At 48.4% G+C, this 23,718-nt stretch carries 21 protein-coding genes and 3 pseudogenes; 4 read left to right on the forward strand and 20 right to left on the reverse strand.

The genetic code is table 11. The annotated features are described in order from the left end of the window. Positions 1-304 precede the first annotated feature (304 nt). From O1Q98_RS04655 to O1Q98_RS04665, 3 genes are all read left to right on the forward strand, one after another. Positions 305-2,197: an alpha-galactosidase gene (locus tag O1Q98_RS04655; RefSeq protein WP_125258978.1), complete on the forward strand. Its 1,893-nt coding sequence runs from the start codon at positions 305-307 to the stop codon at positions 2,195-2,197. Between the two features lie 105 nt (positions 2,198-2,302). Then, positions 2,303-3,445 (forward strand): metallophosphoesterase family protein, encoded by a 1,143-nt coding sequence (locus O1Q98_RS04660; RefSeq protein WP_125258977.1) that lies wholly within the window; start codon positions 2,303-2,305, stop codon positions 3,443-3,445. A gap of 292 nt (positions 3,446-3,737) precedes the next feature. Further along, positions 3,738-5,195, forward strand: a complete 1,458-nt coding sequence (locus O1Q98_RS04665) for an AMP nucleosidase (RefSeq protein WP_125258976.1) — start codon at positions 3,738-3,740, stop codon at positions 5,193-5,195. Between the two features lie 57 nt (positions 5,196-5,252). On the opposite strand, the gene O1Q98_RS04670 is transcribed toward O1Q98_RS04665, so the two are convergent. From O1Q98_RS04670 to fliF, 17 genes and pseudogenes are all read right to left on the reverse strand, one after another. Next, positions 5,253-5,588 carry a hypothetical protein gene (locus O1Q98_RS04670; RefSeq protein ID WP_125258975.1) on the reverse strand — a complete coding sequence of 112 codons (336 nt, stop codon included), beginning with the start codon at positions 5,586-5,588 and terminating at the stop codon, positions 5,253-5,255. A gap of 92 nt (positions 5,589-5,680) precedes the next feature. Next, complete coding sequence (locus O1Q98_RS04675) at positions 5,681-5,815, reverse strand: hypothetical protein (RefSeq protein ID WP_269975650.1); 135 nt, start codon at positions 5,813-5,815, stop codon at positions 5,681-5,683. Positions 5,816-5,947: 132 nt separating this feature from the next. Then, complete coding sequence (gene fliR / locus O1Q98_RS04680) at positions 5,948-6,724, reverse strand: flagellar biosynthetic protein FliR (protein ID WP_125258974.1); 777 nt, start codon at positions 6,722-6,724, stop codon at positions 5,948-5,950. Positions 6,725-6,726: 2 nt separating this feature from the next. Then, positions 6,727-6,996, reverse strand: coding sequence for a flagellar biosynthesis protein FliQ (gene fliQ / locus O1Q98_RS04685; protein ID WP_125258973.1), 270 nt, complete (start codon positions 6,994-6,996; stop codon positions 6,727-6,729). 72 nt (positions 6,997-7,068) lie between these two features. After that, positions 7,069-7,299: pseudogene (gene fliP, locus O1Q98_RS04690) on the reverse strand (flagellar type III secretion system pore protein FliP); the annotation flags it as partial. A gap of 16 nt (positions 7,300-7,315) precedes the next feature. Next, positions 7,316-8,423 (reverse strand): annotated as a pseudogene (locus tag O1Q98_RS04695) (IS3-like element ISKpn20 family transposase). Positions 8,424-8,495: 72 nt separating this feature from the next. Then, a pseudogene (locus O1Q98_RS04700) lies at positions 8,496-8,975 on the reverse strand (flagellar type III secretion system pore protein FliP); the annotation flags it as partial. 65 nt (positions 8,976-9,040) lie between these two features. Further along, positions 9,041-9,466 carry a flagellar biosynthetic protein FliO gene (gene fliO / locus O1Q98_RS04705; RefSeq protein ID WP_125258971.1) on the reverse strand — a complete coding sequence of 142 codons (426 nt, stop codon included), beginning with the start codon at positions 9,464-9,466 and terminating at the stop codon, positions 9,041-9,043. Continuing rightward, the gene (fliN, locus tag O1Q98_RS04710) at positions 9,466-9,885 is read right to left on the reverse strand and encodes a flagellar motor switch protein FliN (protein ID WP_035340947.1); all 420 of its coding nucleotides are present in this window, start codon (positions 9,883-9,885) and stop codon (positions 9,466-9,468) included. Before fliN ends, fliO begins: the two co-directional genes overlap by 1 nt. Further along, positions 9,878-10,894 (reverse strand): flagellar motor switch protein FliM, encoded by a 1,017-nt coding sequence (fliM, locus tag O1Q98_RS04715; protein ID WP_125258970.1) that lies wholly within the window; start codon positions 10,892-10,894, stop codon positions 9,878-9,880. Before fliM ends, fliN begins: the two co-directional genes overlap by 8 nt. A gap of 5 nt (positions 10,895-10,899) precedes the next feature. Further along, positions 10,900-11,388: a flagellar basal body-associated protein FliL gene (fliL, locus tag O1Q98_RS04720; RefSeq protein ID WP_125258969.1), complete on the reverse strand. Its 489-nt coding sequence runs from the start codon at positions 11,386-11,388 to the stop codon at positions 10,900-10,902. 132 nt (positions 11,389-11,520) lie between these two features. Continuing rightward, positions 11,521-12,882 carry a flagellar hook-length control protein FliK gene (locus O1Q98_RS04725; protein ID WP_125258968.1) on the reverse strand — a complete coding sequence of 454 codons (1,362 nt, stop codon included), beginning with the start codon at positions 12,880-12,882 and terminating at the stop codon, positions 11,521-11,523. Positions 12,883-12,884: 2 nt separating this feature from the next. Continuing rightward, the gene (gene fliJ, locus O1Q98_RS04730; protein ID WP_125258967.1) at positions 12,885-13,325 is read right to left on the reverse strand and encodes a flagellar export protein FliJ; all 441 of its coding nucleotides are present in this window, start codon (positions 13,323-13,325) and stop codon (positions 12,885-12,887) included. A gap of 8 nt (positions 13,326-13,333) precedes the next feature. Then, a complete protein-coding gene (gene fliI / locus O1Q98_RS04735; RefSeq protein WP_125258966.1) occupies positions 13,334-14,704 on the reverse strand; it encodes a flagellar protein export ATPase FliI in 1,371 nt (456 codons plus the stop codon). Then, positions 14,704-15,462 (reverse strand): flagellar assembly protein FliH, encoded by a 759-nt coding sequence (gene fliH / locus O1Q98_RS04740; RefSeq protein ID WP_416232411.1) that lies wholly within the window; start codon positions 15,460-15,462, stop codon positions 14,704-14,706. Before fliH ends, fliI begins: the two co-directional genes overlap by 1 nt. After that, complete coding sequence (gene fliG, locus O1Q98_RS04745; protein WP_125258965.1) at positions 15,437-16,429, reverse strand: flagellar motor switch protein FliG; 993 nt, start codon at positions 16,427-16,429, stop codon at positions 15,437-15,439. The genes fliH and fliG overlap by 26 nt, the downstream gene beginning before the upstream one ends. Continuing rightward, entirely contained in the window at positions 16,426-18,126 is a 1,701-nt protein-coding gene (fliF, locus tag O1Q98_RS04750) for a flagellar basal-body MS-ring/collar protein FliF (RefSeq protein ID WP_125258964.1), read from the reverse strand. The genes fliG and fliF overlap by 4 nt, the downstream gene beginning before the upstream one ends. Before the next feature lie 346 nt (positions 18,127-18,472). Here fliF and fliE point away from each other — a divergent pair, with 346 nt between their 5' ends. Further along, a complete protein-coding gene (fliE, locus tag O1Q98_RS04755; RefSeq protein WP_125258963.1) occupies positions 18,473-18,796 on the forward strand; it encodes a flagellar hook-basal body complex protein FliE in 324 nt (107 codons plus the stop codon). Between the two features lie 358 nt (positions 18,797-19,154). Here fliE and O1Q98_RS04760 read toward each other — a convergent pair. From O1Q98_RS04760 to flgK, 3 genes are all read right to left on the reverse strand, one after another. Continuing rightward, positions 19,155-20,275, reverse strand: a protein-coding gene (locus O1Q98_RS04760) for an IS3 family transposase (protein ID WP_125260399.1) whose coding sequence is annotated in 2 segments (ribosomal slippage) — positions 19,155-20,017 and positions 20,017-20,275 — 1,122 coding nt in all. Because the reading frame shifts where the segments join, the coding sequence is not laid out codon by codon here. 525 nt (positions 20,276-20,800) lie between these two features. Next, entirely contained in the window at positions 20,801-21,730 is a 930-nt protein-coding gene (gene flgL / locus O1Q98_RS04765) for a flagellar hook-associated protein FlgL (RefSeq protein ID WP_125260007.1), read from the reverse strand. Between the two features lie 33 nt (positions 21,731-21,763). Next, positions 21,764-23,683: a flagellar hook-associated protein FlgK gene (gene flgK, locus O1Q98_RS04770; protein WP_125260008.1), complete on the reverse strand. Its 1,920-nt coding sequence runs from the start codon at positions 23,681-23,683 to the stop codon at positions 21,764-21,766. Between the last annotated feature and the right edge of the window lie 35 nt (positions 23,684-23,718).

Raw genomic sequence — 23,718 nt, forward strand, 5'->3', positions numbered from 1 at the left:
CATTTACTCTACCTCTCGCGCTCTACACAGGCAAAGATCCTATGACAGCGCATCAAGAAGGTTTTGGCATAAGCCAATGCTTGACATCATCGCAATCGTCTCAGTATCGGCAAACTGCACTATCATCACTGGCCTGGCACCTCGCCAGACCCTCCTTTTGTTTCTCTGCCTCAGGTCACAATTTTCGATTTGTTTCTTTTTGTCGCATTGAGACTTCACTACCTTTCTTGTAGGGTTCAAAAAGAAATTAAACGAAAGATAATGCAGTTGGGCTATCGCTTAAACCTGAAACAGGATATCGCGTATGAAAAACGTCATGACTCTCTCACTATTAGCATTACTTATTTCCCAGTATGCCTCTGCGGCCAATCACTCGCTGAATAACGAGAGAATGGCTATTTCTTTTGATGATGTCAGCGCCATTACCACCATTAAAGACATACAATCGAGGCGTCAGTTATCACCGCAAGAACTGTTCTTTTTAACACTAGCCGATGAAAAAGTGCTTCATGCCGCTGACTTTACAATTAGGCAGGTTGAGAAAAAAGATGATGTCATTAAGGTAGAATATAGCCACCCTGACATCAACGTCACGGTAGCGCTTAATCTGCTTAAAGGAAAATACGTCAGTATTGACTATACGATGACGGCCATAGGAAAGGCGCAGGATGTTGCTAAAATTACGTTATTTCCAACAAAGAAACAATCTCAGGCACCTTATGTAGATGGCGTAATTAATAGCTCGCCGATTATTGCCGACGCATTTTTTATGATACCTGATAAACCGATTATTAATACGTATGCCTACGAGGGAACAACACAGTTCAATGTTGAATTGAAAACCCCCATTCAGCCAGGCACTCCCGTGCGTTATACGGCATACTTCGGGACATTTGCAGAAAAAAACCAACTGCGCCGTAGCGTAAACCAATTTATTGATGCTGTTCGCCCCCGCCCCTATAAACCTTATTTACATTACAACAGCTGGATGGATATTGGTTTCTTCACGACCTACACCGAACAAGATGTATTAGGGCGGATCGATGAATGGAATAAACACTTTATTACTGCACGTGGCGTACCGCTCGATGCATTTTTATTAGATGACGGGTGGGATGACCGCACCGGCAAGTGGTTATTTGGCCCGGCATTTAAGGACGGTTTTAGCAAAGTCAGAGCAAAGGCACGTAATGTACATAGCTCGATTGGTTTATGGCTTTCACCATGGGGTGGATATAACAAACCGCGTGATATTCGTGTATCCCATGCCAAAGAATATGGTTTTGAGACCGTTGATAATAAATTCGCACTTTCAGGGCCTAACTATTTTAAAAACTTTAATGCACAGATTATTAAGCTCATCGAGAGTGAGCACATTACTTCGTTCAAGCTTGATGGCATGGGCAATGCGGACACCTATATTAAAGGCAGTCAGTTTGCTTCCGATTTCGATGCCTCTGTAGCTTTATTGCATAATATGCGTAGTGCTAATAAAGATGTATTTATTAATCTAACGACGGGAACCTATGCCAGCCCCTCGTGGCTCTTTTATGCCGATGCTATCTGGCGTCAGGGCGATGACATTAACGTATATGGCCCGGGTACGCCGGTGCAACAGTGGATGACATACCGTGATGCAGAAACATACCGATCCATTGTACGTAAAGGGCCATTGTTCCCGCTCAATTCATTAATGTACCACGGAATAATTAGTGCTCAGAATGCGTATTATGGGTTGGAAAAAACGCAAACAGACCATGACTTCGCCGACCAGGTCTGGAGTTATTTTGCAACAGGGACTCAATTGCAAGAGCTATATATTACGCCATCAATGCTAAATGAGGCCAAATGGGACACCCTGGCACAAGCTGCGCAATGGTCACACAATAACGCGAGCGTGCTGGTCGATACGCATTGGGTTGGGGGCGATCCAACGGCACTTGACGTGTACGGCTGGGCGTCGTGGAATAAAAGTAAGTCAATACTTGCGCTACGTAATCCATCAGACAAACCGCAAACATACTACCTGAACCTCACCAGGGATTTCGAAATCCCTAATGGGGAAGCCACCTCCTTTAAAATGAAATCAGTCTATGGCAGTAATCCCAGCATACCGGGTGACTATAAAACAGCGCTGGTCATCACCTTGAAACCACTGGAAACCGTCATTTATGAGGCAATCCCGATAAAAAAATAGCCACCCCAAACAATAGGTAACTGTTAATCGCATCATGCTGTTTAAACTATTTATTCTCATATGTCGCCATCCATATTGAGAATATCATCACGCATGGAGAGAGAAATGAAGAGAAGAACATTTATCAAATCTGCTGCATTTTTATCTGTAGCCAATGCATTACCGGCAATGTCAAAAACCACGCTGTCTTGCACAACCGAGGGAGAGAGTACGGCAAATTATCAAACATCGATTGTCATAGTCAGTGACTTACATATTAGTAATGATAAGTTATTAAATGAGTTTGAGTCAGCACTACAGAATATGACGCAACATCATAACATCAATGCCATTATCATTCCCGGCGACATTGGAGAAGATCTTAATTTCATAGAAAAAACGGTTAGCGCCACAATTCGCTACTTTAATAATAAAAAGGCTATCGTCATTCTAGGAAATCATGATGTCCGTGGGCCCGACAGCGACACATGGGTAAAAGACCCGAAGGCATCAAATCCGTACTATAAACACGTCATGGAAAAATACGTGCAGCTTAACGCTCAATGGGTGAAACATGTTCCTGGCCATGCTTGTTTTGATGAATGGATTGATGGGCATCACTTTATCGCATTAAACACTGACAGGGGATTAAAGGATCAGGCATTCTTCGATAAAAACACATTGAAATGGCTCGAGGAAAAACTGAATGAAAACACACAGGGTAAAAAGAAATTTGTTATCGTACACCAATCATTAGACGATACACATTGGCGAGCCAATCTGTTTGGCGGATTCGGCGAGCAGGATAAGAAAATAAAGGGAATTCTATCTCGCCACCCTGACACCTTTATCATATCAGGCCATATTCATAATGGCTTTGGTGTGTTAGAAGCCATACAAAGAACATATGGCACACTGGTAGAAACCCCTTCATTTAACCGAACAGAAAACGGCTTAATTGAGAAAGGATATGGTTTTATTATGAGAATCGGTGATGATACCGTGCTGTTTGAAGCCTGGAATTTCCTGAAAAATAAACATTACCCGGAATATGACATACGCATTGATAACCAAACCGTTAATTATCTTTTAAAAGAAAAAACGGATGAATGTATCAACAATGCGCTCTCTGAGGAGTACCCCTGGGCGGAAATTGCCAAAAAAAATAACGGTGGCGATGATATCACCGAAAGTCAGGCGCATTTTGGCTTAAGGCAATTATGGCCAACGTATCAGTGGGATTTTTATAAAAGAAAAGCGATTGAGTAATTGAATATGAAATGTAAAGCAGATGCCTGATGCTCCCCTATTAAGCGTTTACTATTCATGTCATTTCCCCTCCAGATATTGACGTTTCCTACGCATGATAAGGAGTCAATGTCTGGAGTCAGCCATGATGACCTCTCACTGCGTTGCTTTGCTCCGTACGCCTCTCGCACGCACATTTAGCGTGCCACAACAAAAGACTATTTCGTGTTTCTCCCATCGTGTCGGGATATCGGGTATGTCACAATGCGCGAAGAAAGTGATATCGGTTATTGCATCGCCAAAAGGAGTAACAATGAGTCATGCACCCGGCACGGGCCTATCCGCCAATGCAGCGTTAGACAAACTGGAAGCGCTGTACGATGGCGCTGTCAGCGCATTACGTCACGCAATCAGCGATTTTATTACTCAAGGCATACCACCGGATGCGTCTGAACGCGCTAAGGGGTTATTTGTCTACCCACAATTACGTATTAGCTGGGATGGGCTATCGCAAAAGCATAATAAAACTCGCGCCTACGGGCGATTAACCCATAGCGGCAGCTATTGCACGACGATTACACGTCCCCACCTGTTTCGTAGCTATTTGGCCGAACAACTGGCGATATTGGAAAACGAATATTCGGCCACCATTGAAGTGACGCCGTCTACGCAGGAAATTCCTTACCCTTATGTCATCGATGGTGCCAATCTGGGGCTTGAACGCTCGATGAGCGCGGCACTGGCGCAACATTTCCCGACACCATCGCTCTCGCAAATTGGCGACGAAACCGCTGATGGCCTGATCGAGCATCTGGATCATACCCCGCTCTCACACTTTGATGCGTTGCGTACCGATTTTTCGCTGGCGCGCCTGCGTCACTATACGGGGACACAGGCCGAGCATTTTCAGCCTTTCGTTTTATTTACCAACTATACCCGTTATGTCGACGAGTTCGTGCGTTGGGCCTGCGATCAAATCGCTGACCCCGAAAGCCCTTATCAGGCGCTGGCGTGTGCGGGCGGCGCACTGATTACCGCCGATAGCGACAACCCACAACAGGCGGTATCAGACCTCGCCTGGAAAAATCATCAGATGCCCGCCTATCACCTGATTTCACGTGAAGGGCGTGGCATTACGTTGCTAAACATCGGCGTAGGCCCGTCAAATGCCAAAACCATTTGCGATCACCTGGCGGTGCTACGCCCGCACGCCTGGCTGATGATTGGCCATTGTGGCGGTCTGCGCGAAAGCCAGTCTATCGGGGATTATGTGCTGGCCCATGCCTACCTGCGCGACGATCACGTGCTCGACTCGGTATTACCACCGGATATACCGATTCCGAGCATTGCCGAAGTACAGCGCGCGCTGTACGACGCGACCAAGCAAGTCAGCGGAATGCCGGGCGAAGAGGTGAAACAACGCCTGCGTACCGGTACGGTCGTCACCACCGACGATCGCAACTGGGAGTTGCGCTATCACGCATCAGCGCTGCGCTTTAACCTGAGCCGGGCGGTGGCGGTCGATATGGAAAGCGCCACCATTGCTGCGCAAGGTTATCGCTTCCGGGTGCCCTACGGCACGCTACTGTGTGTTTCGGATAAACCACTGCACGGTGAGATAAAGCTGCCGGGTCAGGCGAACCGGTTCTATGAAGGTGCCATATCCGAACATCTGCAAATCGGGATTCGCGCCGTTGACCTGCTACGCGCGGAGGCAGAGCATTTGCACTCGCGCAAACTGCGTACCTTTAACGAACCGCCTTTCCGTTAGCATGTATCGGCCAGATGTCGGCACAACGACACCTGAGCCCTCACCTTAGCACACGCATCACATGCAACCCGCACAACTGGTACAGCGCCAGTCATGCGGGTTCACCGCCTGATAGAAAAAGCGAAAATAACACTCTTCAATCGGCACCTGATGTTGCTCAAAACAGTCCGCCAGCCACTCTACGTTCTCCAGAATCCAGTCGTCTTCATCCAACCCATCGCGGTACAACTCATCTTCCGGGTCTATGACGGAATAAATCCCCATCGTACCCAGATGTTGTTCGCGATAAGGCTCCGGCAAAATAAACTCATTCTGCTCATAACGAATAATCCAGTGGCCGTGGCAGAGTAAATTGCCATTGCGACTCCATGCCGCTGTAAAGGGATTGCTCATGGCTTACCTGATGCCCTCCAATCACGATAGTAACGACATCAGCCAACGGCCTTATAGCCTTCGCGTTGGCTGATGCCAGTCCGGTCATCACACTACGCCCAACCATGGATCAGGTAAACGCGACGCAGGGAGAATGTGGGTAGTACCCGTGGGAAATAAAGCAGTACCGCTTCATCCCCATAAGGGGTATAGAAATCGTATTGGCGCTCTCCTGGCCGACTTCCCATATGGCTCTGCCTTATACCCCCTCATGCAATAGGCCTGACGTTCGGGTATAGCAGAGCCAGGAGAGCAGAATGCCGGCAGCGACGGCGTTTCATTCGTCTCGTTCAACGAGAGAGATGCATTTGGCTTACAGACTAAAACCGGCTCAACAGGTCGGCAATCGCATCGTATGTTTCGCCAAAAAGTCGTTCAGTATAGGGAGAGATAAGAAAGATAAGGAAACCCAGCGCGCTAATACCGCTGAATAACGTGATAGGAAAGCCAATGGCAAAAATGGTGAGCTGAGGGGCCAGGCGGCTTAATAAGCCCAAGGCCATGTTGATGGTCAGCAACAGTGTAATTAAAGGGAGCGCCAGTGTCAGACCATTGATGAAAATTTTCCCGCCAGCCTCGGCTATAGCCAGGAAGACATTACTATGGATCGGGGCGGCACTGATTGGCAACGTGTGAAAACTATCGACCAGCATAGAGATAAGCCACAGATGGCCATTCATACTCAAAAACAATAACAGCGCCAGTAAGTTCATAAATCGTGACACGACAGGCATGTTAGGGCCGCCACTTGGGTCAAAAAATGTGGCGAAAGAGAGCCCCATCTGCAAACCAATAATTTCCCCGGCCAGCCGGATAGCGGCAAACGCTAATTGCATGACCAGCCCCAGTGCGACGCCGATAAGTATTTGCTGAAACAGCATCCAGATGCCGGAGGCAGAAAACACGGGTATGGGGGACGCGGGAATAGTTGGCGCAACCACGAGGGTGATTAAAACCCCCATGCCGATTTTCACCCGGCGTGCGATAGCGCGTTCACTGAAGATAGGGGCTGTGCTGATTAACGCCAGTATTCTGACTAATGGCCAGAAAAATTGGTTAAACCAGCCAATCATGTCAATGCTACCGAGCGTAACCATAATTATCCAAGCATATGGGGAAACTGACTGAGCATGGTACGCATATAATCCAGAATAACACTCAGCATCCAGGGGCCGGATATCACCAGAGTGAAAAATACCGTCAGCACTTTGGGAATGAAAGACAGTGTCATTTCGTTAATTTGTGTCGCCGCTTGTAGCATGCTGATTATCAAGCCGCTGACCAGTGAAGCCAACAGCGGCGGCCCAGCCAGCATCAGCGCGACTTTCATCGCTTCGTAGCCTAAAGCCATCACAGATTCAGGTGTCATACCCGCATTCCTTAATGGTGTAAACGCGTATCTAATACAACTGTATGATTTTACTTAACTACTGTAATACACCTAGGTATAGAAACTCTGAGCCAATGACCCTAACAGCAGTTGCCAACCATCAACCAGGACAAACAGCATTAATTTGAATGGTAGCGAAATGGTTGCGGGAGGCACCATCATCATCCCCAGAGCCATCAATACACTCGCGACGACCAGGTCTATCAGTAAAAATGGAATGAAGATGGTAAAACCGATTTGGAATGCAGTCTTCAATTCACTGGTGACATAAGCGGGTACAAGGGTAATCCCCCCATTTTTAACCGGGCAGATAAGTAGAATCAGATAAGCGCTGAATATGCTGCATTGGTGTGAAGCCATTCAGTGCCATATTCGGTCGTTCGTGATTATAGAACCATTGCCATTGTGTGGCGTATTCCTGTAACTCACTCAGCGAATAAAACAGATAGTGCCCCAGCCAGTCATAACGCACTGTCCGGTTATAACGCTCAATATACGCATTCTGTTGTGGCTTCCCCGGCTGAATAAAATTGAGGATGATATTTTGTCGTTCAGCCCATACTATCAGAGTGTTACCTGCATATTCTGGTCCGTTGTCACATCGAATCGATGCCGGTTTCCCTTTCCATTCAATCAGTTGTTCGAGAGTTCTGACTACCCGACTGGCCGGAAGGGAAAAATCGACCTCTATTGCCAGGGCCTCGCGATTGAAATCATCAATAATATTCAGCAGACGAACGGAGCGACCATCTGACAACTGATCATGCATAAAATCCATTGACCAACTCTCGTTACTGCCAGTGGGGACCCTCAGTGGTTCCGGCTTTTCACGTTTCAACCGTTTTTTAGGTTTTATCCGCATATTCAGCGACAGTTCGCAGTAAATCCGGTAAATTCTCTTGTGGTTCCAGACAAAGCCTTTCACGTTGCGCAGATACAGGTAACACAGGCCGAAGCCCCAGTTTCGCTGGCTGTCCGTGATGCGCACCAGCCAGTCAGCAATCCGTTGATTTTCCTGACTCAGTAAGCGCCTGTATCGGTAGCAACATTCGCTGACGACAAAGAGCTGACAGGCCAGACGGATACTGATCCCCGGTGTTCAACTGCATGCAGAGCCATCTGCTTCCGGTCTGATGGCTTCACCACTTTTTTGCCATCGCTTCCTGAATAATTTCGGCCTTCAGACGCTCTTCAGCATACATTTTTTTTAGTCGGCGATTTTCTTCTTCAAGCTCTTTCAGTCGGCTCATCAGTGCAGCATCCATCCCGCCAAACTTTGAGCGCCATTTATAAAAACTGGCACTGCTGATGCCATGCTCCCGGCACAGTTCAGGAACCGGCGTACCCGCCTCAGCCTGTTTGAGAATGGTGATGATCTGACTGTCAGTAAAACGTGATCGTTTCATAGAAATCCCCCTGCATTCAGGTTAGGAGAAAATTCTACTTATGCATGCACTGGTTTTTCGGGGGGATTACCCAAGGACACGCATTGGCACAGCTTCAGGCCCTTGCAATGAAGGAATTTGCGCCAGACGGGTAAACAGGGCCAAATCAGCCTCTCGCGTCTGGCGTAACATAAACTCACGTAAAGGTTGCGCGCCTTTATCGATAGCCACTTCCATGCTGATCTTATCTTCGCTAAACGGCTTGTACGCCTCATCATAAACACGGGTCAGTACAGGCGACATCACAAAGAATGTCAAAAACAGACTTAATCCCAACAAGACCTGGTTGGGCGGTGCCGTGGGGGTACCCAAGGCGTTACGCAACAAACTCAACACAATGATGATGCGCGTAAAGCTGGTCATCATCAGTAATACGGCGGGAATGAAACTTAGCGATGTGATGAAAACCAGCGTTTGGACTGGCAAAGACCATGTCTGGCCGCCATTAGGCAGCGGCTGAGTGACGATACCTGGTAATTGGGCTAATGCCTGTTGCGTGACCAACAGTAACATGACGGCAATCGGATAGCGTAGTAGACGCAGACACGCAAAAAAAGAGCGCCGAAACAGTGGGGTACTCATTCGTTTTTTTCCGGGCGTTTTGTCGCTTTCTTGAGAAATTGGAGAAAATCAGCGGATGCTATCTTTTCTGTCGTGCTGATCGTGTCAAGGGGCTGTGCAGGTAAGGTATGAAGCGGGGTTATCTGCTGTGATGTGACACCCAGAACAAGCCAGTTGCCCTCAATCTCAACGACAACAACGCGTTCTCGCTGACCTACCGAACAGGACGATACCACCTTTAACACATTGTTATGTTTCGTTTGTGGAGCCAGGCCAAGTTTTCGCACCACCCAGGCTACCAACAAAATCAGGAGTAAGACACCGCACAGTGCCGTACCAACCTGAGAGACAAGCGCACCGCCAGAAATAACAGATTCAGCAGCCGCTGGGGGCTGCTGAATGGTTGACAAGGTTGTGGATGTCGCTGAACTGGCTACTGCCATTAACGCCCTAACCTGCGCATACGTTCTGATGGTGTGATGATATCCGTGATGCGTACACCATACTTATCAGAAACGACGACGACTTCCCCCTGCGCTATCAAATAACCATTGATCATGATATCCAGCGGTTCACCGGCAAGACCATCCAACGCCACCACAGAACCCTGCGATAAGCGCAACAGTTCTTTAATTGTCATCTTGGTGCGCCCGAGCTCTACCGTCAGTTTAACCGGTATATCCAAAATCAGGTCGATGTCCTGCATTGAACCTTGCTTATCCTGCACGTCAAAGCTTTTGAATATATCGTCGGTGGCGGGCGCGCTTTTTTCTTTTTCTGCTGACTGTTGCTCGTTAAATGCATCAGCCCACAGATCGTCCACGGAATCCGTTTCTTCGGACGGTTTCTTGATGTCACTCATTGAGCGGTTCCTCGTCATTCAGCGAATTTAAAATAGGGTTTATCAAATGTTCAACGCGCAAGGCATACTGGCCGTTCAATGTACCGTAATGGCAAGTCAGTACCGGAACACCATCAACGTGAGCGACCAGTCGTTCGGGTTTATCAATCGGCAAAATATCGCCAGGCTTGAGTTTTAATACTTTTGACAATCGAACCGGAATATCAACAAAATTAGCCACCAGCTCCAGCTCTGAATGCTGTACCTGTTTTGCCAGGGTTTCACGCCAATGCTGATCTTCCTGTTGCGAGTTTTCCAGCGGCGGGTTAGCCAATAGCTCGCGTAATGGTTCAATCATCGAGAACGGAATACAGATGCTGAATTCACCGGTTAATGTACCAATCTCCAGATGAAATGGTGTTGTCACAACGATATCGTTCGGCGATGTAGTGATGTTGGTGAATTTGACCTGCATCTCAGAACGAACATATTCGACATCCAGCTTGTAAATGGCATTCCAGGCATCACTATAGGATTCCAGTGCCAGCTTCAGCATACGCCGAACAACGCGCTGCTCGGTATGGGTAAATTCACGCCCTTCAACTTTGGTGGGGAAGCGACCATCACCACCAAACAAGTTATCTACCGCAATAAAAACCAGACTTGGCGAAAACACAAACAGTGCAGTACCGCGCAAGGGTTTAAGGTGTATCAAGTTAAGGTTGGTCGGAACGGGAAGGTTACGCGCAAACTCATGATACGGCTGAATTTTAATGGCACCAACGGTAATGTCAGGGCTACGACGGAGCAGGTTGAACAACCCCATACGGAACTGGCGAGCAAAGCGCTCATTAATAATTTCCAGTGCCTGTAAACGCTCACGTATAACGCGGCGTTGTGTATTGGGATCATAGGGTTTGACATCCCCATCTTTTTGCGACGCAGCGTTATTAGCATCAGCGCTACTGTCGCCACTGTCACCGTTTAGCAGGGCGTCAATTTCTGCCTGCGAAAGAATACTGTCACCCATAGTGATTACCGCAAAATGAAAGCAGTGAACAGGACATCGCTGACGACCTGGTTAGGTTGACCAGGAACCAGCGGTGGGCTTAATACCTGCTTGATCTCTTCAACCAGCTTTTGTTTACCTTGTTCTGTAGCCAGTACTGATGAGCTTTGGCGTGAAAACAGCATAATCAGACGGCTGCGAATCTCAGGCAGATAGTTAGTTAGGCGTGCACGGGTGGCGTCATCCGGCAAACGCAATGTAATGCCTACATACAATACTCTGTCTGGATTATTATCCGCAGACAGCAGGTTAACAGTAAACGTATCCAGAGGCATGAACACCGGCGCGGGCGGCGGCGGCGGCTCATGAGATGCTGTATCCGCTTGTTTATGACCCAATAACCACCAGCCGATACCCGCTGCGGCAGTCGCTGCCAGAGCGATAACAATCAAGAGTATCAGCCAGATGGACCGCTTTTTACCGCCCGACTGAGCTTTCTTATTAGACGTAGCCAATGATATATCCTGTTATTTATCAGTATTTAATGACTATTTCAGCATTAAACAAATACGTGATATCACGATTATCCCGTCTATTCATCATGTCAATACAGTGAATAAACAATAAAAAAAGCGTTAACTTGTTTATTAGGCAAATATATCCACGCCATTGCGCCCTGTCGCGATTGACTGCAATGTCGCAGGAACAGGCAGTGCACTCACCGATTCAGTTGTGCGTTCAGATTGCCCAAACTGCTGTTGGTAAGATGACGCATTGTTGCTGCCATTGCCCCCGGTATTCCCGGCCAACTGCTGTTGTGATTGCTGCCAGCTCCCCGCATCAGCGCCAACACTACTTTGGCCAAGATTAATACCACTTTCAGCCATAGCATTGCGTAAGTGAGGTAACGCCGACTCCAGAGCAGAACGCACCTGACTACTTCCTGATACTAAATGGATTTGAGCCTGATTATCCTCAATTTTCAGCATGATATGCAGCGAACCCAACTCTTCGGGATGAAGTTTAAGTTCAGCCGTTTGCTGGCCATTGCGGGTAAACATCACCACTTGTTGGCCCAGCGCATCATTCCACTGCTGCGTCCCTACCGGAGCAGTAATCTGGCTGGTGAGATGCTGCGCAGCTGGTTGCGTCGGTGCGGCATTATTCGCAAACAGCGATGATAGCGTTTGCATCGATGAAGAAAGCGTTGCATCTGCAGGCGCTGATGCTGCCGTAGGGTTGCTGATACTGTCATCTTTACGTGAGGAGAGCAGATTATTATCGCTCAATGCGTTAAAAGTATTCTCGCCTAATACCGCCGATGAGCCCTTGGCTGGCGAAGGCACAACCGCTGTGCTGGCAGTCGCCGCACTTGTACTCAGAGCAGATGGTACAAGTAAGCCGCCAGACTTATCGGATGCATCAAGTGACACGTCTGTCTGAGAAAGGGCATTTTTCCCGGATAACAGCGAATTGAGCAGCGCATTATTATCTGAAGCGCCATTTTTCACCGTGCCGAACGTCGCCAATCCGTCTGACAACATATTACCCGCTTCGACAGCTGGCGCTTTCGCTATCGTTTGCTGTGGTATCATCGCAAACAGCGCCTGCATAGCCAGAGCATCATTATTGACGGTTTTCTCGTCTTTAACGTCGGCTTTTTTCTGTGATTTCGCGAGTAAAGACTCCAGCGAATGATCTGCCTGCAGGTCGGAAACGGTCAACGTTCCGCTCGTTAGTGCGGTCAGAATCGAATTTAACTCTTCACTGTTTGCATCAATGCCGCTTTTCGCCAATGCATCTTTAAATTCGGCGCTCTCCTGATCGCTGACGGCAACTTTACGTGATGATTGTAATGCCGATAATTTTTGCGATAACAGTTGAACAAAATTTTCAGGTAGAGCGGCATCGTTACCCAACAGCGCCAGTAAAGAACTGCTCTGAGGCGTGGTTGCGCTTGCATCAGTTGTATTAGTGACAGTCGTCGCAGTCATTGCTGGCAAGTTCATAATTATGTTTTCCTCATTGATGCTCGTTGGGCGAACTCATCCATCCGCTTTTGCTCTTGGCGATTCTCATGCGCCTGCAGCCGGGTCTGTTCACGCTGCTGCAACGTAGTAAACGCATTCAAGCGCTGCTGCTTTTCCTGCCATGTCTTGGTTGCCTGATTTAACCGGGATGACCAATTTAATAAATGATGGCGATGTTGCTCAATGGCTTTTTCCAGCGTCAAAATAAATTGCTGATAGTTCTGCCACGCGGTATTGGCCATCCCTTCAGACATCGACTCATTAAGGCGCTGGCGATAATCATCATGATAACCCAATAGCATGTTAAGTTGTTCTTCTGCCTGTAGATAGGCTTTTTGCACGTGTCCCAACTGCGTTGTTGCCGTATCGACTTCTTTCTGGGCTAAATCACGCAGCATGATGAAGGTAGACTGAGCTCTCATGCGCACTCCTACCGATTATACGGGAAAATGTTGTTCAGTGCCTGACAGGAATCCTCAAATGAGCTTCGCTCAAACATACCTTGTTGTAAAAAGGCCTGCATATGCGGATAAAGCTGTATAGCACGATCAAGTAGCGGATCGCTACCGGATGCGTAAGCACCCACATTAATCAAATCACGATTACGCTGATAGCTGGATAACGACTGCTTAAACTGCCTTACAGCAGAATAGTGGTTTTCATCTATCAATGCCGTCATTGCACGGCTAATCGAGGCTTCGATATCAATCGCCGGGTAGTGCCCAGACTCAGCCAATTGCCGAGACAGAACGATATGGCCGTCCAAAATTGCGCGCGCCGAGTCTGCAATCGGGTCCTGTTGGTCGTCGCCTTCTGTTAATACAGTATAGAACGCGGTTATCGACCCGCCGCCAGAAATACCGTTACCCGCGCGTTCAACTAAAGCGGGCAGTTTAGCAAATACAGAAGGTGGATAGCCTTTGGTCGCTGGGGGCTCACCGATAGCCAATGCAATTTCACGCTGTGCCATCGCATAACGTGTTAATGAGTCCATAATCAAGAGCACGTGATGGCCGCGATCGCGGAAGTCTTCCGCGATACGCGTGGCATAAGCGGCACCTTGCATACGCAATAGGGGCGATACATCCGCAGGCGCAGCGATAACGACCGAACGCGCCAGCCCCTCTGTGCCTAGGATATTTTCAATAAAATCTTTTACTTCCCGGCCACGCTCACCAATAAGGCCGACAACGATAACATCGGCTTGCGTATAGCGGGCCATCATACCCAGCAGCACACTTTTACCAACCCCAGAGCCAGCAAATAAACCCATACGCTGGCCGCGACCAACGGTCAGCAATGCGTTAATCGCCCTTACGCCAACATCCAGGACATACTCAATCGGCGTACGCTGTAATGGGTTAAAGGGCGTGGACATCAGCGGTGCGGTATAGCCCGTATCCGGTGTGGGTAAACCGTCAAGCGGTTTGGCAGCACCATCCAATACTCGCCCAAGCAGCGCTGGGCCCAACGGTAATTGTTTACCCTGATTTCCACCGGAAATCCCCACCCGCTCATAAACCCGAGCGCCAGGGATGATGCCTTCGACCTCTTCAAGTGGCATCAAAAACAGTTTTTGACCGTTAAAGCCGACTACCTCGCTTTCTACTTCTTCGATTTGATTACCATTTTGACGCTCAATCAGGCAAGTTGAGCCTAATGGCATATGCAGACCTGTTGCCTCAAGCACCAGGCCAGTTGCACGCGTCAGGCGTCCGTAACGTCGTATTGATGGCGTATTCGCAATACGCTTCTCAAATGAATCGATAGAAGAAAGCCAACGAGAGAGGCGCACCGTCATCAGAGTTCTCCTGGGGCTGCCAGCCGACAGAGCTCGTGCCAACGAGTCGCGAGACTTGCATCAAGATCGCCCTCTTCAGCACTGACTTTGCATCCGCCAGGATGTAATTGGTTATCAGCCAATAAGCGCCAGCCATGAATGCTCAACGTTGGGCCCAGATGTTGCTCAATACGCGCTAAATCGGCAGGGTGCACACGCAGTTGAGGTTTACCACTAAACATCGGCTCTTGTTGAATCAATTGCTGTATTTGACTCATCAGCGCAGTACCGTCACAGATAGGGGCCTGGCCAAGAACCTGTTTTGCTGCGGTTAGCGCAAGTTGCATCAGCCGAGAGACGATAACGCTATCAAGCGCGTCCAGTGTTTGCTGGAATTCATTAACCATCTGCTGCATTTGTGCAATAACGGGTTGCTGCTGCTGTGCTGCATCCTGCAACCCCTGCTGCATACCCGCATGATGGCCGTCTTGATAGCCTGCGGCGTAACCTTGCTGCTTCCCTTCGTTGAATCCTGTTTCTCTGGCTTGTTGCAACACTTGCTCACGCAAAGTTGCAAGGTCATCTTCAGGCTGCTGGAAGTCAGTCATGGAAAAGAATTCATCGCCATCACTGCCTTCTGCTCGCGCCGGTAAAGACGATGAGGCCGACGATGGTTTTTCATTCACAGACGGCGACGATGGTGCTGATAAGTCATCAAGCTTCCAGAGTTGCCAGTCAAGATTATTGGAATAATTAGACAAACGCGTCATCGCCACCACCGATAATCATTTCGCCGCTGTCTGCCAGACGACGTACAATGAGCAAAATGGCTTTCTGTTCGTTTTCTACCTGAGACATACGTACCGGGCCGCGAGTTGCCAGGTCGTCGCGCAAGATTTCTGCTGCACGCTGCGACATGTTGCGCAGGAATTTCTCGCGCAATGGCTGTTCTGCACCCTTCAGTGCAATAAGCAGAGACTCGGACTCCACTTCCTGAAGCAGGCGCTGGATACTGCGATCGTCCACTTCGACCAGATTTTCGAACAGGAACATTTCGTCGATGATTTTCTGCGCCAGTTCGCCGTCAAATTCGCGCACGGCATCAATAACGGCTTCTTCGTGCTGCGTTTTCATCAAGTTAATGATTTCAGCCGCAGTACGCACACCACCCATCTTACTGCGTTTCAGGTTTTGACCATCCAGAAGCCCGTTGAGCACTTCGGTCAATTCAGCCAATGCCGAAGGCTGTACGCCGCCAAACGTGGCGATACGTAGCATGACATCGTTACGCATACGCTCATCAAAGTGGGCCAGAATATCCGCCGCCTGCGCGCGTTTAAGATGGACAAGGATTGTCGCAATAATCTGTGGATGCTCATCACGGATAAGGTCAGCGGCACTCTGAGGCTCCATGAAGTTGAGCGTTTCCATCCCCGAAGAGGTTTCTTTGCTCTCGAGAATATCCTCCAGCAAGCTTGAAGCACGTTCCTCACCCAATGCTTTGACGAGTACAGAGCGCAGATATTCACCGGCATTAATACCCAGCGCGGCGTATTGTTCGGCTTCTACATCAAACTCACGCAGCACCTCAAGCAACTCTGTCTGAGATACTTGTTTCATGTTCGCCATCGCGGTACTGAGATGTTGCACCTCTCGGGTTGAAAGGTGTGTAAAAACCTCTGCCGCACGGTCTTCACCGATGGTCATCAGTAACACGGCGCTCTTTTCTGTACCTGTCAGACTCATAGTTCATTACTCATCCAGTGGCGGATTACCAAGGCGACAACGCGAGGATCATTTTCTGCCAGTTCACGAATACGCTGGCTGTGCATCTCAGTATGAACGCGCTGTTCGGATTTCCTTTGTTGCTCCATTTCAATATTGTTGATGGTCACGCTGACGCCATCATCTTGTCCACGTAAAGAGGCTGCCGCCACAGCAGCTTCTTGCAGCGCAGCGCGCCGTTGTAGCTGTGGACGAACCAATTTGCGATACAGAATCCAGCCAACAATCAGTACGAGCAACCAGCGACCTACTTCAATCAACAGGTCAAAGAAGGCTTGCTTCTGCCAGAAAGGTAACTGACCCGCAGCACTGTCCGTAATGGTAAAGGGAGTATTTACAACATTTAATGAGTCACCGCGATCGTTTGAGAAGCCCATTGCCTCACGAACCAACGCTTCAATTTTTTTGAGCTGTTCATCGCTCATTGCTGCGGGTTTACCATCCGTACCTGCTGTGTAGTTTACAACCACAGCCACCGACAGGCGCTGAACATTACCTGTATTTTGCTTGGTATGGCGGATAGTACGATCGACTTCGTAGTTTATTGTCTGATCGTGACGGCTGTTTAACGTTTGACTAGCCGAGCTGCCCGTGGTGGATGTCTGGGTATTCGTACCTGTTGCCGTTGTATTGCCATTCGCGTTGGCGTTTGCCGCAGGGGGCGTAGAAATCGGAGCAGTTGGCGCCGGAGTGGGCGTATTTGATAGCGCGCCCGGTACACCGCCAACGTTAGGGCCACCACGCTGATCGCTCTGACTTACCTGTTGCGAACGTACAGCTGCCTGATTAGGCGGCTGATTAGGTTGGTATTGCTCATCCGTCTGCTCACGACTGGCAAAATCAATCTGAGCTGTTACCTGCGCATGGACGTTTCCTGCGCCAACTACAGGCAAAAGGATCGCCTCAATTCGGCGCTGGTAGTTATTTTCTATTTCATTTGTGTATTTTAACTGCGCTGCATTGAGGTCTCTGCCCGACCCATCATTTTGAGTCAGCAATTTACCTGTTTGATCAACAATAGTGACCTTATCAGCAGGCAAGCCAGCAACGCTGCTTGATACCAAATAAGCAATCGCATTGATCTGGCTGTCGTCCAGAGCACGTCCAGGCTGAAGAGTAATGGTAACCGCCGCAGACGGGGATTTCTGCTCGCGGACGAATAACGAGGGTTTAGGAATAGCCAGATGGACACGCGCGTTTTGAATCGGCCCAAGTGTTTCCATGGTACGAGCAAGCTCGCCTTCCAATGCGCGCTGATAATTTATCTGCTCACTGAACTGACTGATGCCGAATTTTTCTTGATCGAGCAATTCAAACCCGACCGCGCCACCTTTAGGCAAACCTTGTTGCGCGAGTCTTAACCGGGTTTCATAAACCTTATCCGCCGGAATCATGATGGCGGCACCACTTTCTGTAAAGCGGTACGGGATGTTCATCTTACCCAGTTCAGAAACAACGCTGCCGCCATCACGTTCACTGAGGTTAGTGTAAAGCACGCGATAATCAGGGCTACGAGCCCAAAGCGATAATGCCACAACAATTGCAATGGTGGCTGCTGAAGCAATTAGCAAAGGAATTCTAGGGTTAGTACGCAAACGGTTGAGTATTTCGCCAAAGCTTTTCCCACCGGTTGCTGCTCCGGATGTTAAGGCGTTCATACTCTCTCTCTGCCTGGTTGCTGAACGATATAGGTAACGTTGTAACGTAACAAAACAGAACTCCCTGATTGCGCAATCATAAAAACTCATCGCCTAGATTTACCGGCATGCCATTATTTTCCGTTACGTGGAAATTGATGGGTCGATAAGCCAGCATTTTTAATCTCATTTATGCGATTTACCCTCTTAGGGATATGGTAGCGTATTGAACTCGTAAAGAGGTATGTATGGAATAGGCCGCTCCACCATGCTGTTCTTTCTTACTGACGCGTGAGTGTATCTATTTTTTTCCTCAAACGCTGTATTTGGTAGCGAAATCTTTAGTCAAAAAGGGTTAAGGTCAAACATGTCTATTCAAGGTATTGATGCAGTATTGCAGCAAATGCAAGTTACCGCTACCAAAGCCTCTGGCGGAGTGAATCCGCTTTCTACCGGGCTTGCAGCGCCTTCCGGCTTCGCCGACGAATTAAAAGCCGCCCTTGATAAAATCAACGACACTCGCGTTCAAGCGCAGACGCAGGCGGAAGCGTTTACATTGGGAAAACCGGGTATTGCATTGAATGATGTGATGATTGATAACCAAAAGGCTTCCATCTCCTTACAGATGGGCGTCCAGGTACGAAATAAACTGGTATCTGCCTATCAAGAAGTGATGAATATGTCTATTTAGTATCTATCGCGTGGGCTGCTGAAGAACAGTAAACAAATCCAGCCCTCACGACGAAGCCTACTTCCGAAGCCGCCTATTATGGCTGTATGGCGGCCACTCCACGTTAAGGTAATCCAAGAAATATCGCTGAAACAGTGCTCATTCAGACATTCATCGCGAAAGTGACCCTGACCCAACATCCTGCTCCATTCAGAAACAGAATTCCGGCATGATAAGTAATGCCTCCTGAACGGAGGTTGTCCCGATGAACAAGTCGCAATTCACCGAAGAACAGATTGTGTTTGCCCTGAAACAGGCTTAATTGGATACGCCAGTACCGGAGGCCTGCCTGACCTGCCCCCGGGATTAAATACAAAACTCAGTTAGTAATGTCGGCTCCTTCACTCTCAGAATTACCCTTTCTCCAGCTCGCTGCAAATTCAGACGGCGTCTGATAATTCAGCGTGGAGTGCGGGCGACATTCGTTATAATCCTGACGCCATTCGCTGATGGTTTTCCTGGCATGACTGACGTCGCTGAACCCGTGTTCATTCAGGCATTCATCGCGAAAGCGTCCGTTAAAACTCTCAATAAATCCGTTCTGTGTCGGCTTGCCGGGCTGGATAAGTCGCAACTCCACTCCATGCTCAAAGGCCCACTGTTCGAGCGCGCGGCAGGTAAACTCCGGGCCCTGATCGGTTCTTATCGTAGCCGGATAGCCGCGAAACAGCGCAATGCTGTCCAGAATACGCGTGACCTGCACGCCTGAAATCCCGAAGGCAACAGTGACCGTCAGGCATTCCTTTGTGAAGTCATCGACGCAGGTAAGGCACTTGATCCTGCGACCGGTAGCCAGCGCATCCATGACGAAATCCATCGACCAGGTCATGTTGGGCGCCGCCGGGCGGAGCAGCGGCAGACGTTCTGTTGCAAGCCCTTTACGACGACGTCTGCGTTTAACGACCAGCCCGTTCAGATGATAAAGGCGGTACACGCGCTTGTGATTAACCAGAAGCCCTTCACGGCGCAGTAACTGCCATATGCGGCGGTAGCCAAAACGCCTGCGCTCCAGTGCCAGTTCAGTAATGCGCCCTGATAAATTGGCATCAGCCGCCGGACGCTGAGCGTCATAGCGGCAGGTCGACAGGGACAAACCTGTGAGTCTGCAGGCACGACGTTGCGACAGACCGGTCGCATCACACATCAACACCACGACTTCGCGCTTCTGGTCTGTCGTCAGTACTTTCGCCCAAGAGCCACCTGAAGCGCCTCCTTATCCAGCATGGCCTCGGCGAGCAGCTTCTTGAGTCTGGCGTTCTCTTCCTCAAGTGACTTCAGGCGCTTAACCTCAGGCACCTCCATGCCGCCATACTTCTTACGCCAGGTATAAAACGTGGCGTCGGAAATGGCGTGCTTACGGCAGAGCTCCCGGGCTGAAACGCCGACTTCAGCCTCGCGGAGGATACTGATGATCTGTTCATCGGAAAAACGCTTCTTCATGGGGATGTCCTCATGTGGCTTATGAAGACATTACTAACATCGCGGTGTATTAATCAATGGGGAGCAGGTCATGCCGCTTATGGTGTATAGATCTTGTCTCTGATGCCTTGTTTGACGGACGTCGATTAGGCCTGCTTACCTGTTATCGCTTTCTACGCGCGCAAGCGCCTTGGGCGCCTTGGGATACATGTGGGACACCTTCGTTCAGCGGAGGTCTCTGAGATGCTGAACCATATCGCCAGTCCTCGCCCGTTGCCTCCGTTGCTGAAAACCGACAATGGCTCTGAATTTGCAGGAAAAATGGGTTTACAAACGGGGTATTCGCATTGATCTTTCCCGACCGGGAACACCGATGGACAATGCCACGGTGGCGTCCTTCAACAGCAGGTTGCGACAGGACTAGTAGCATTTAGCCAAGACTGTTTTTTTACATAAAATAAAAAAAGGCATGCTGCCTCTCAAAGAGCACCATGCCAAAGAGAATACGCCCGGTTTAAGCGTACCCAAATACGGCGTTATTCCATATTACTTATTAATCTGGAACAACGATAATTGCTGCATATCATTAAAAGCCGTGAATGATGCCTGCAAAGACTGCTTTTGCATCATATAGGCTGAAATAGTTGCAGTTAAATCGATATCAATCAGATCGCTTAACGTCTGTTTGTTAGCATTTGTGCGCTCAGTACCAATATCATTTAAAGTGTCAACTTCCTGTAGTTGCACACCCAGTGTAGCCTGTGCGGAAGATACGTTCGTCAATGCATTTTTAATGCTCTCATTCGCAGCCTTCATTGAGGCTGCGTTCGCATCCTGAACCGTTGATGAGGCACCAGACAATGGAGTCTCAAGCGCACTAATTGCAGTATCAAGAGCGCTAAATATATCTGCAGTTCCGCTTGCGTTATTAAAGACCTGAGTCCCAACATGTCCAACCGTCATCACTCGATTGGCGTCAACCTGCTGGGAAATAGCCTCCGTTCCCCCCACATAACTTACTGTACCTGCTGCATCCTTTGAAAATGGCTCAGAGTCTGTTTTATAACCACCAAAAATAAAGTTACCATTGCCATCGGTGCTATTTGCCAAATTGAGCAGTTGTGCTTTTAAGCCACGTAATGAGGTAGCAATAAGCTGGCGGTCATTATCATTCTTAGTACCATCTGCACTTATCAAAGTAGTGCTGGTTGTCGTTAATGCAGTCACAACATTAGTTAATACAGAAAGTTCACTGTTCATGCCATTTTGGGCAAATGTGCGAGCAAGCGTGTATTGCTCGTTTTGAGCCTGAGCTTGATTGACCATCACCGCCTTGGAAGCAGCAATAGGATCATCAGAAGGCGTTAATACACGAGTATTACTTGCTAGTTGCTGCCCTGTTTTACTGAAGGTAGATAATCCGTCCGTGACGCCCTGCATACCCTGCTGAAAAACAATACTAGTACTGAGTCTCATAACTTAATTCCTTAACTATTTTTCGTCACAAACTTAACTTCTGATCGCTAACAGAGCATCAAACACTGATGATGCCGTCTGGATTACCTTAGCATTTGCCATGTAATACTGCTGGTAACGAATTAAATCGCCGTATTCTTCGTCAAGGCTAACACCAGAGACCGATTGTTGTTCTACAGTTAACTGCTTGACCACATTCTTTTGTGAAGTGTCTGTCACCTTAGCAGTGCTGGTTTTATTACCAATATCACCGACTAAACCAGCATACGCCTGACTGACGCTGGATTTGTTTTCAACAACTCTCACTGTCTGCAAGTTTAATAATGCTTTCGCATTAGTATTATCGCTAACCCCGCCATTCGCCGATGTCAGTGATGAGCCCGCAGCAGCAATTTTAGAGGAGTCCGTTACTTTCACTGACATATCGATGACAACATCACGAACACCTTTCACAGTAAATACATCTTTCGATGCCGGCGTTCCTGAGATATCAAGCTTCATGCCATCAAAAATCAAACTAGCTGGAGTAGAACCGCTGGCTGCGGTATATGTCGCAGAAGAAGACAGGTCTGCCCCATCAGACAAGCGAGTAATAGACCAATCACTTGATGCGGGTCCTACAAACTTAACCGTGTAATCACTAGCCTTAATATAATTGCTGTCGTTTCGTGTCAGCGAGGCTGCTGATGTTGAACTAGGGGCTGTTTGTTTAATAGCCGAACTGCCTGGCGTAACCTTGAAGCTAAATGTATCGCCAGATGCAGCAGAACCCGAAATGTCGATGCTAAAACCATCAAACTTCAATGCAGACCCAGAAAGTGTCGCGGTCGCTGTTGTTCCATCAGCACGAGTCACATTCCATGAAGAACCGTTATACTGCATTGAGTAAGTGTTATTAATGTACGACGAAAAAACTTCCGCGCTAGAGGTATTTTGGGCACTTTTTAACGTAACGGAAGAACCGATACCAAAAAAGTCGCCCCCTTGCGCATTATTCAAATCAAAACCCGAGCGATGCTGCTGGTTGAATGCATCAGCAAAAGCCAACGCTATTTGCCCTAACTGGTTACGAGCACTATCGAGCGTAGTGCTGCGAAAGTTAAGTAAACCGCCAAGTGCTCCCCCGGTAATGACGTTTTCATTCACTTCGCTTTGGCCCGCGATAGCATCATTATAAGAAACGGTCGTTCGCGTAGGATCGGTACTGGATACGCTGGCCACAAGCGTGTTGTAAGATTTGCCCTGAACTAAGTTCAACCCATTCTTCAAGGAAATGTTGTAAACATTGCCATCCTGAACGGCGACATCAACACCAACCAATTTATTCAACTCATTGACTAATACATCCCTTTGGTCCAAGAGATCGTTTGGTTCTGCGCCGTTGTTAGCGCCTTTCAAGCGAATAATTTGATCGTTAATGTCTGCTATTTGTTTGGCGTATGTATTAACCTGCGAAACCGTAATAGTAATTTCACCATTAATATTACTATCCATATCCCTAAGATACTGATCGGTAACTTTAAACTGATTGACCAGCGAGGACGCCTTCCCCAATACAGTTTGTCTCACCGAAGAGTCACCTGAATTACTGGTCAGGTTTTGCAAATTCTTAAAAAAATCCTGAAGGGTTGCCGACAGACTTGAAGAGCTGCTTGATAACAAGTTATCAATTTTAGAGATCTGTTCGTAATAGGACGTAGTCGCACTGCTGGTCGTTTGCGCTGACCGCAACTGTTTGGCAATAAAATCGTTGTAATCACGGTTGATACTGACAACGTTGACGCCGTTGCCAATATAGCCTGCTGATGTTGTAGTGCCATTATTCTGAACCAGCAGTGCATCCTGACGGCTATACCCGGTTACTGCCTGATTACTGATGTTGTTACTCACAGTACTCAGTGCGGCTTGCGCAGCACTCAAACCACTCATTGCAGTATTGATCAAGTTAGCCATGCTGGATTCCTTTTACTCTTCCTCATGCACAGATA

This window comes from Dickeya lacustris (genome assembly GCF_029635795.1).
Lineage (GTDB): Bacteria > Pseudomonadota > Gammaproteobacteria > Enterobacterales > Enterobacteriaceae > Dickeya > Dickeya lacustris.

Excerpts from the sequence above, each read along its gene's own strand:
- O1Q98_RS04655 (WP_125258978.1), top strand. The coding sequence starts at position 305 with ATGAAAAACGTCATGACTCTCTCACTATTAGCATTACTTATTTCCCAG.
- O1Q98_RS04660 (WP_125258977.1), top strand. The coding sequence starts at position 2,303 with ATGAAGAGAAGAACATTTATCAAATCTGCTGCATTTTTATCTGTAGCC.
- O1Q98_RS04665 (WP_125258976.1), top strand. The coding sequence starts at position 3,738 with ATGAGTCATGCACCCGGCACGGGCCTATCCGCCAATGCAGCGTTAGAC.
- O1Q98_RS04670 (WP_125258975.1), bottom strand. The coding sequence starts at position 5,588 with ATGAGCAATCCCTTTACAGCGGCATGGAGTCGCAATGGCAATTTACTC.
- O1Q98_RS04675 (WP_269975650.1), bottom strand. The coding sequence starts at position 5,815 with ATGGGAAGTCGGCCAGGAGAGCGCCAATACGATTTCTATACCCCTTAT.
- fliR (WP_125258974.1), bottom strand. The coding sequence starts at position 6,724 with ATGGTTACGCTCGGTAGCATTGACATGATTGGCTGGTTTAACCAATTT.
- fliQ (WP_125258973.1), bottom strand. The coding sequence starts at position 6,996 with ATGACACCTGAATCTGTGATGGCTTTAGGCTACGAAGCGATGAAAGTC.
- fliO (WP_125258971.1), bottom strand. The coding sequence starts at position 9,466 with ATGGCAGTAGCCAGTTCAGCGACATCCACAACCTTGTCAACCATTCAG.
- fliN (WP_035340947.1), bottom strand. The coding sequence starts at position 9,885 with ATGAGTGACATCAAGAAACCGTCCGAAGAAACGGATTCCGTGGACGAT.
- fliM (WP_125258970.1), bottom strand. The coding sequence starts at position 10,894 with ATGGGTGACAGTATTCTTTCGCAGGCAGAAATTGACGCCCTGCTAAAC.
- O1Q98_RS04725 (WP_125258968.1), bottom strand. The coding sequence starts at position 12,882 with ATGAACTTGCCAGCAATGACTGCGACGACTGTCACTAATACAACTGAT.
- fliJ (WP_125258967.1), bottom strand. The coding sequence starts at position 13,325 with ATGAGAGCTCAGTCTACCTTCATCATGCTGCGTGATTTAGCCCAGAAA.
- fliI (WP_125258966.1), bottom strand. The coding sequence starts at position 14,704 with ATGACGGTGCGCCTCTCTCGTTGGCTTTCTTCTATCGATTCATTTGAG.
- fliG (WP_125258965.1), bottom strand. The coding sequence starts at position 16,429 with ATGAGTCTGACAGGTACAGAAAAGAGCGCCGTGTTACTGATGACCATC.
- fliF (WP_125258964.1), bottom strand. The coding sequence starts at position 18,126 with ATGAACGCCTTAACATCCGGAGCAGCAACCGGTGGGAAAAGCTTTGGC.
- fliE (WP_125258963.1), top strand. The coding sequence starts at position 18,473 with ATGTCTATTCAAGGTATTGATGCAGTATTGCAGCAAATGCAAGTTACC.
- flgL (WP_125260007.1), bottom strand. The coding sequence starts at position 21,730 with ATGAGACTCAGTACTAGTATTGTTTTTCAGCAGGGTATGCAGGGCGTC.
- flgK (WP_125260008.1), bottom strand. The coding sequence starts at position 23,683 with ATGGCTAACTTGATCAATACTGCAATGAGTGGTTTGAGTGCTGCGCAA.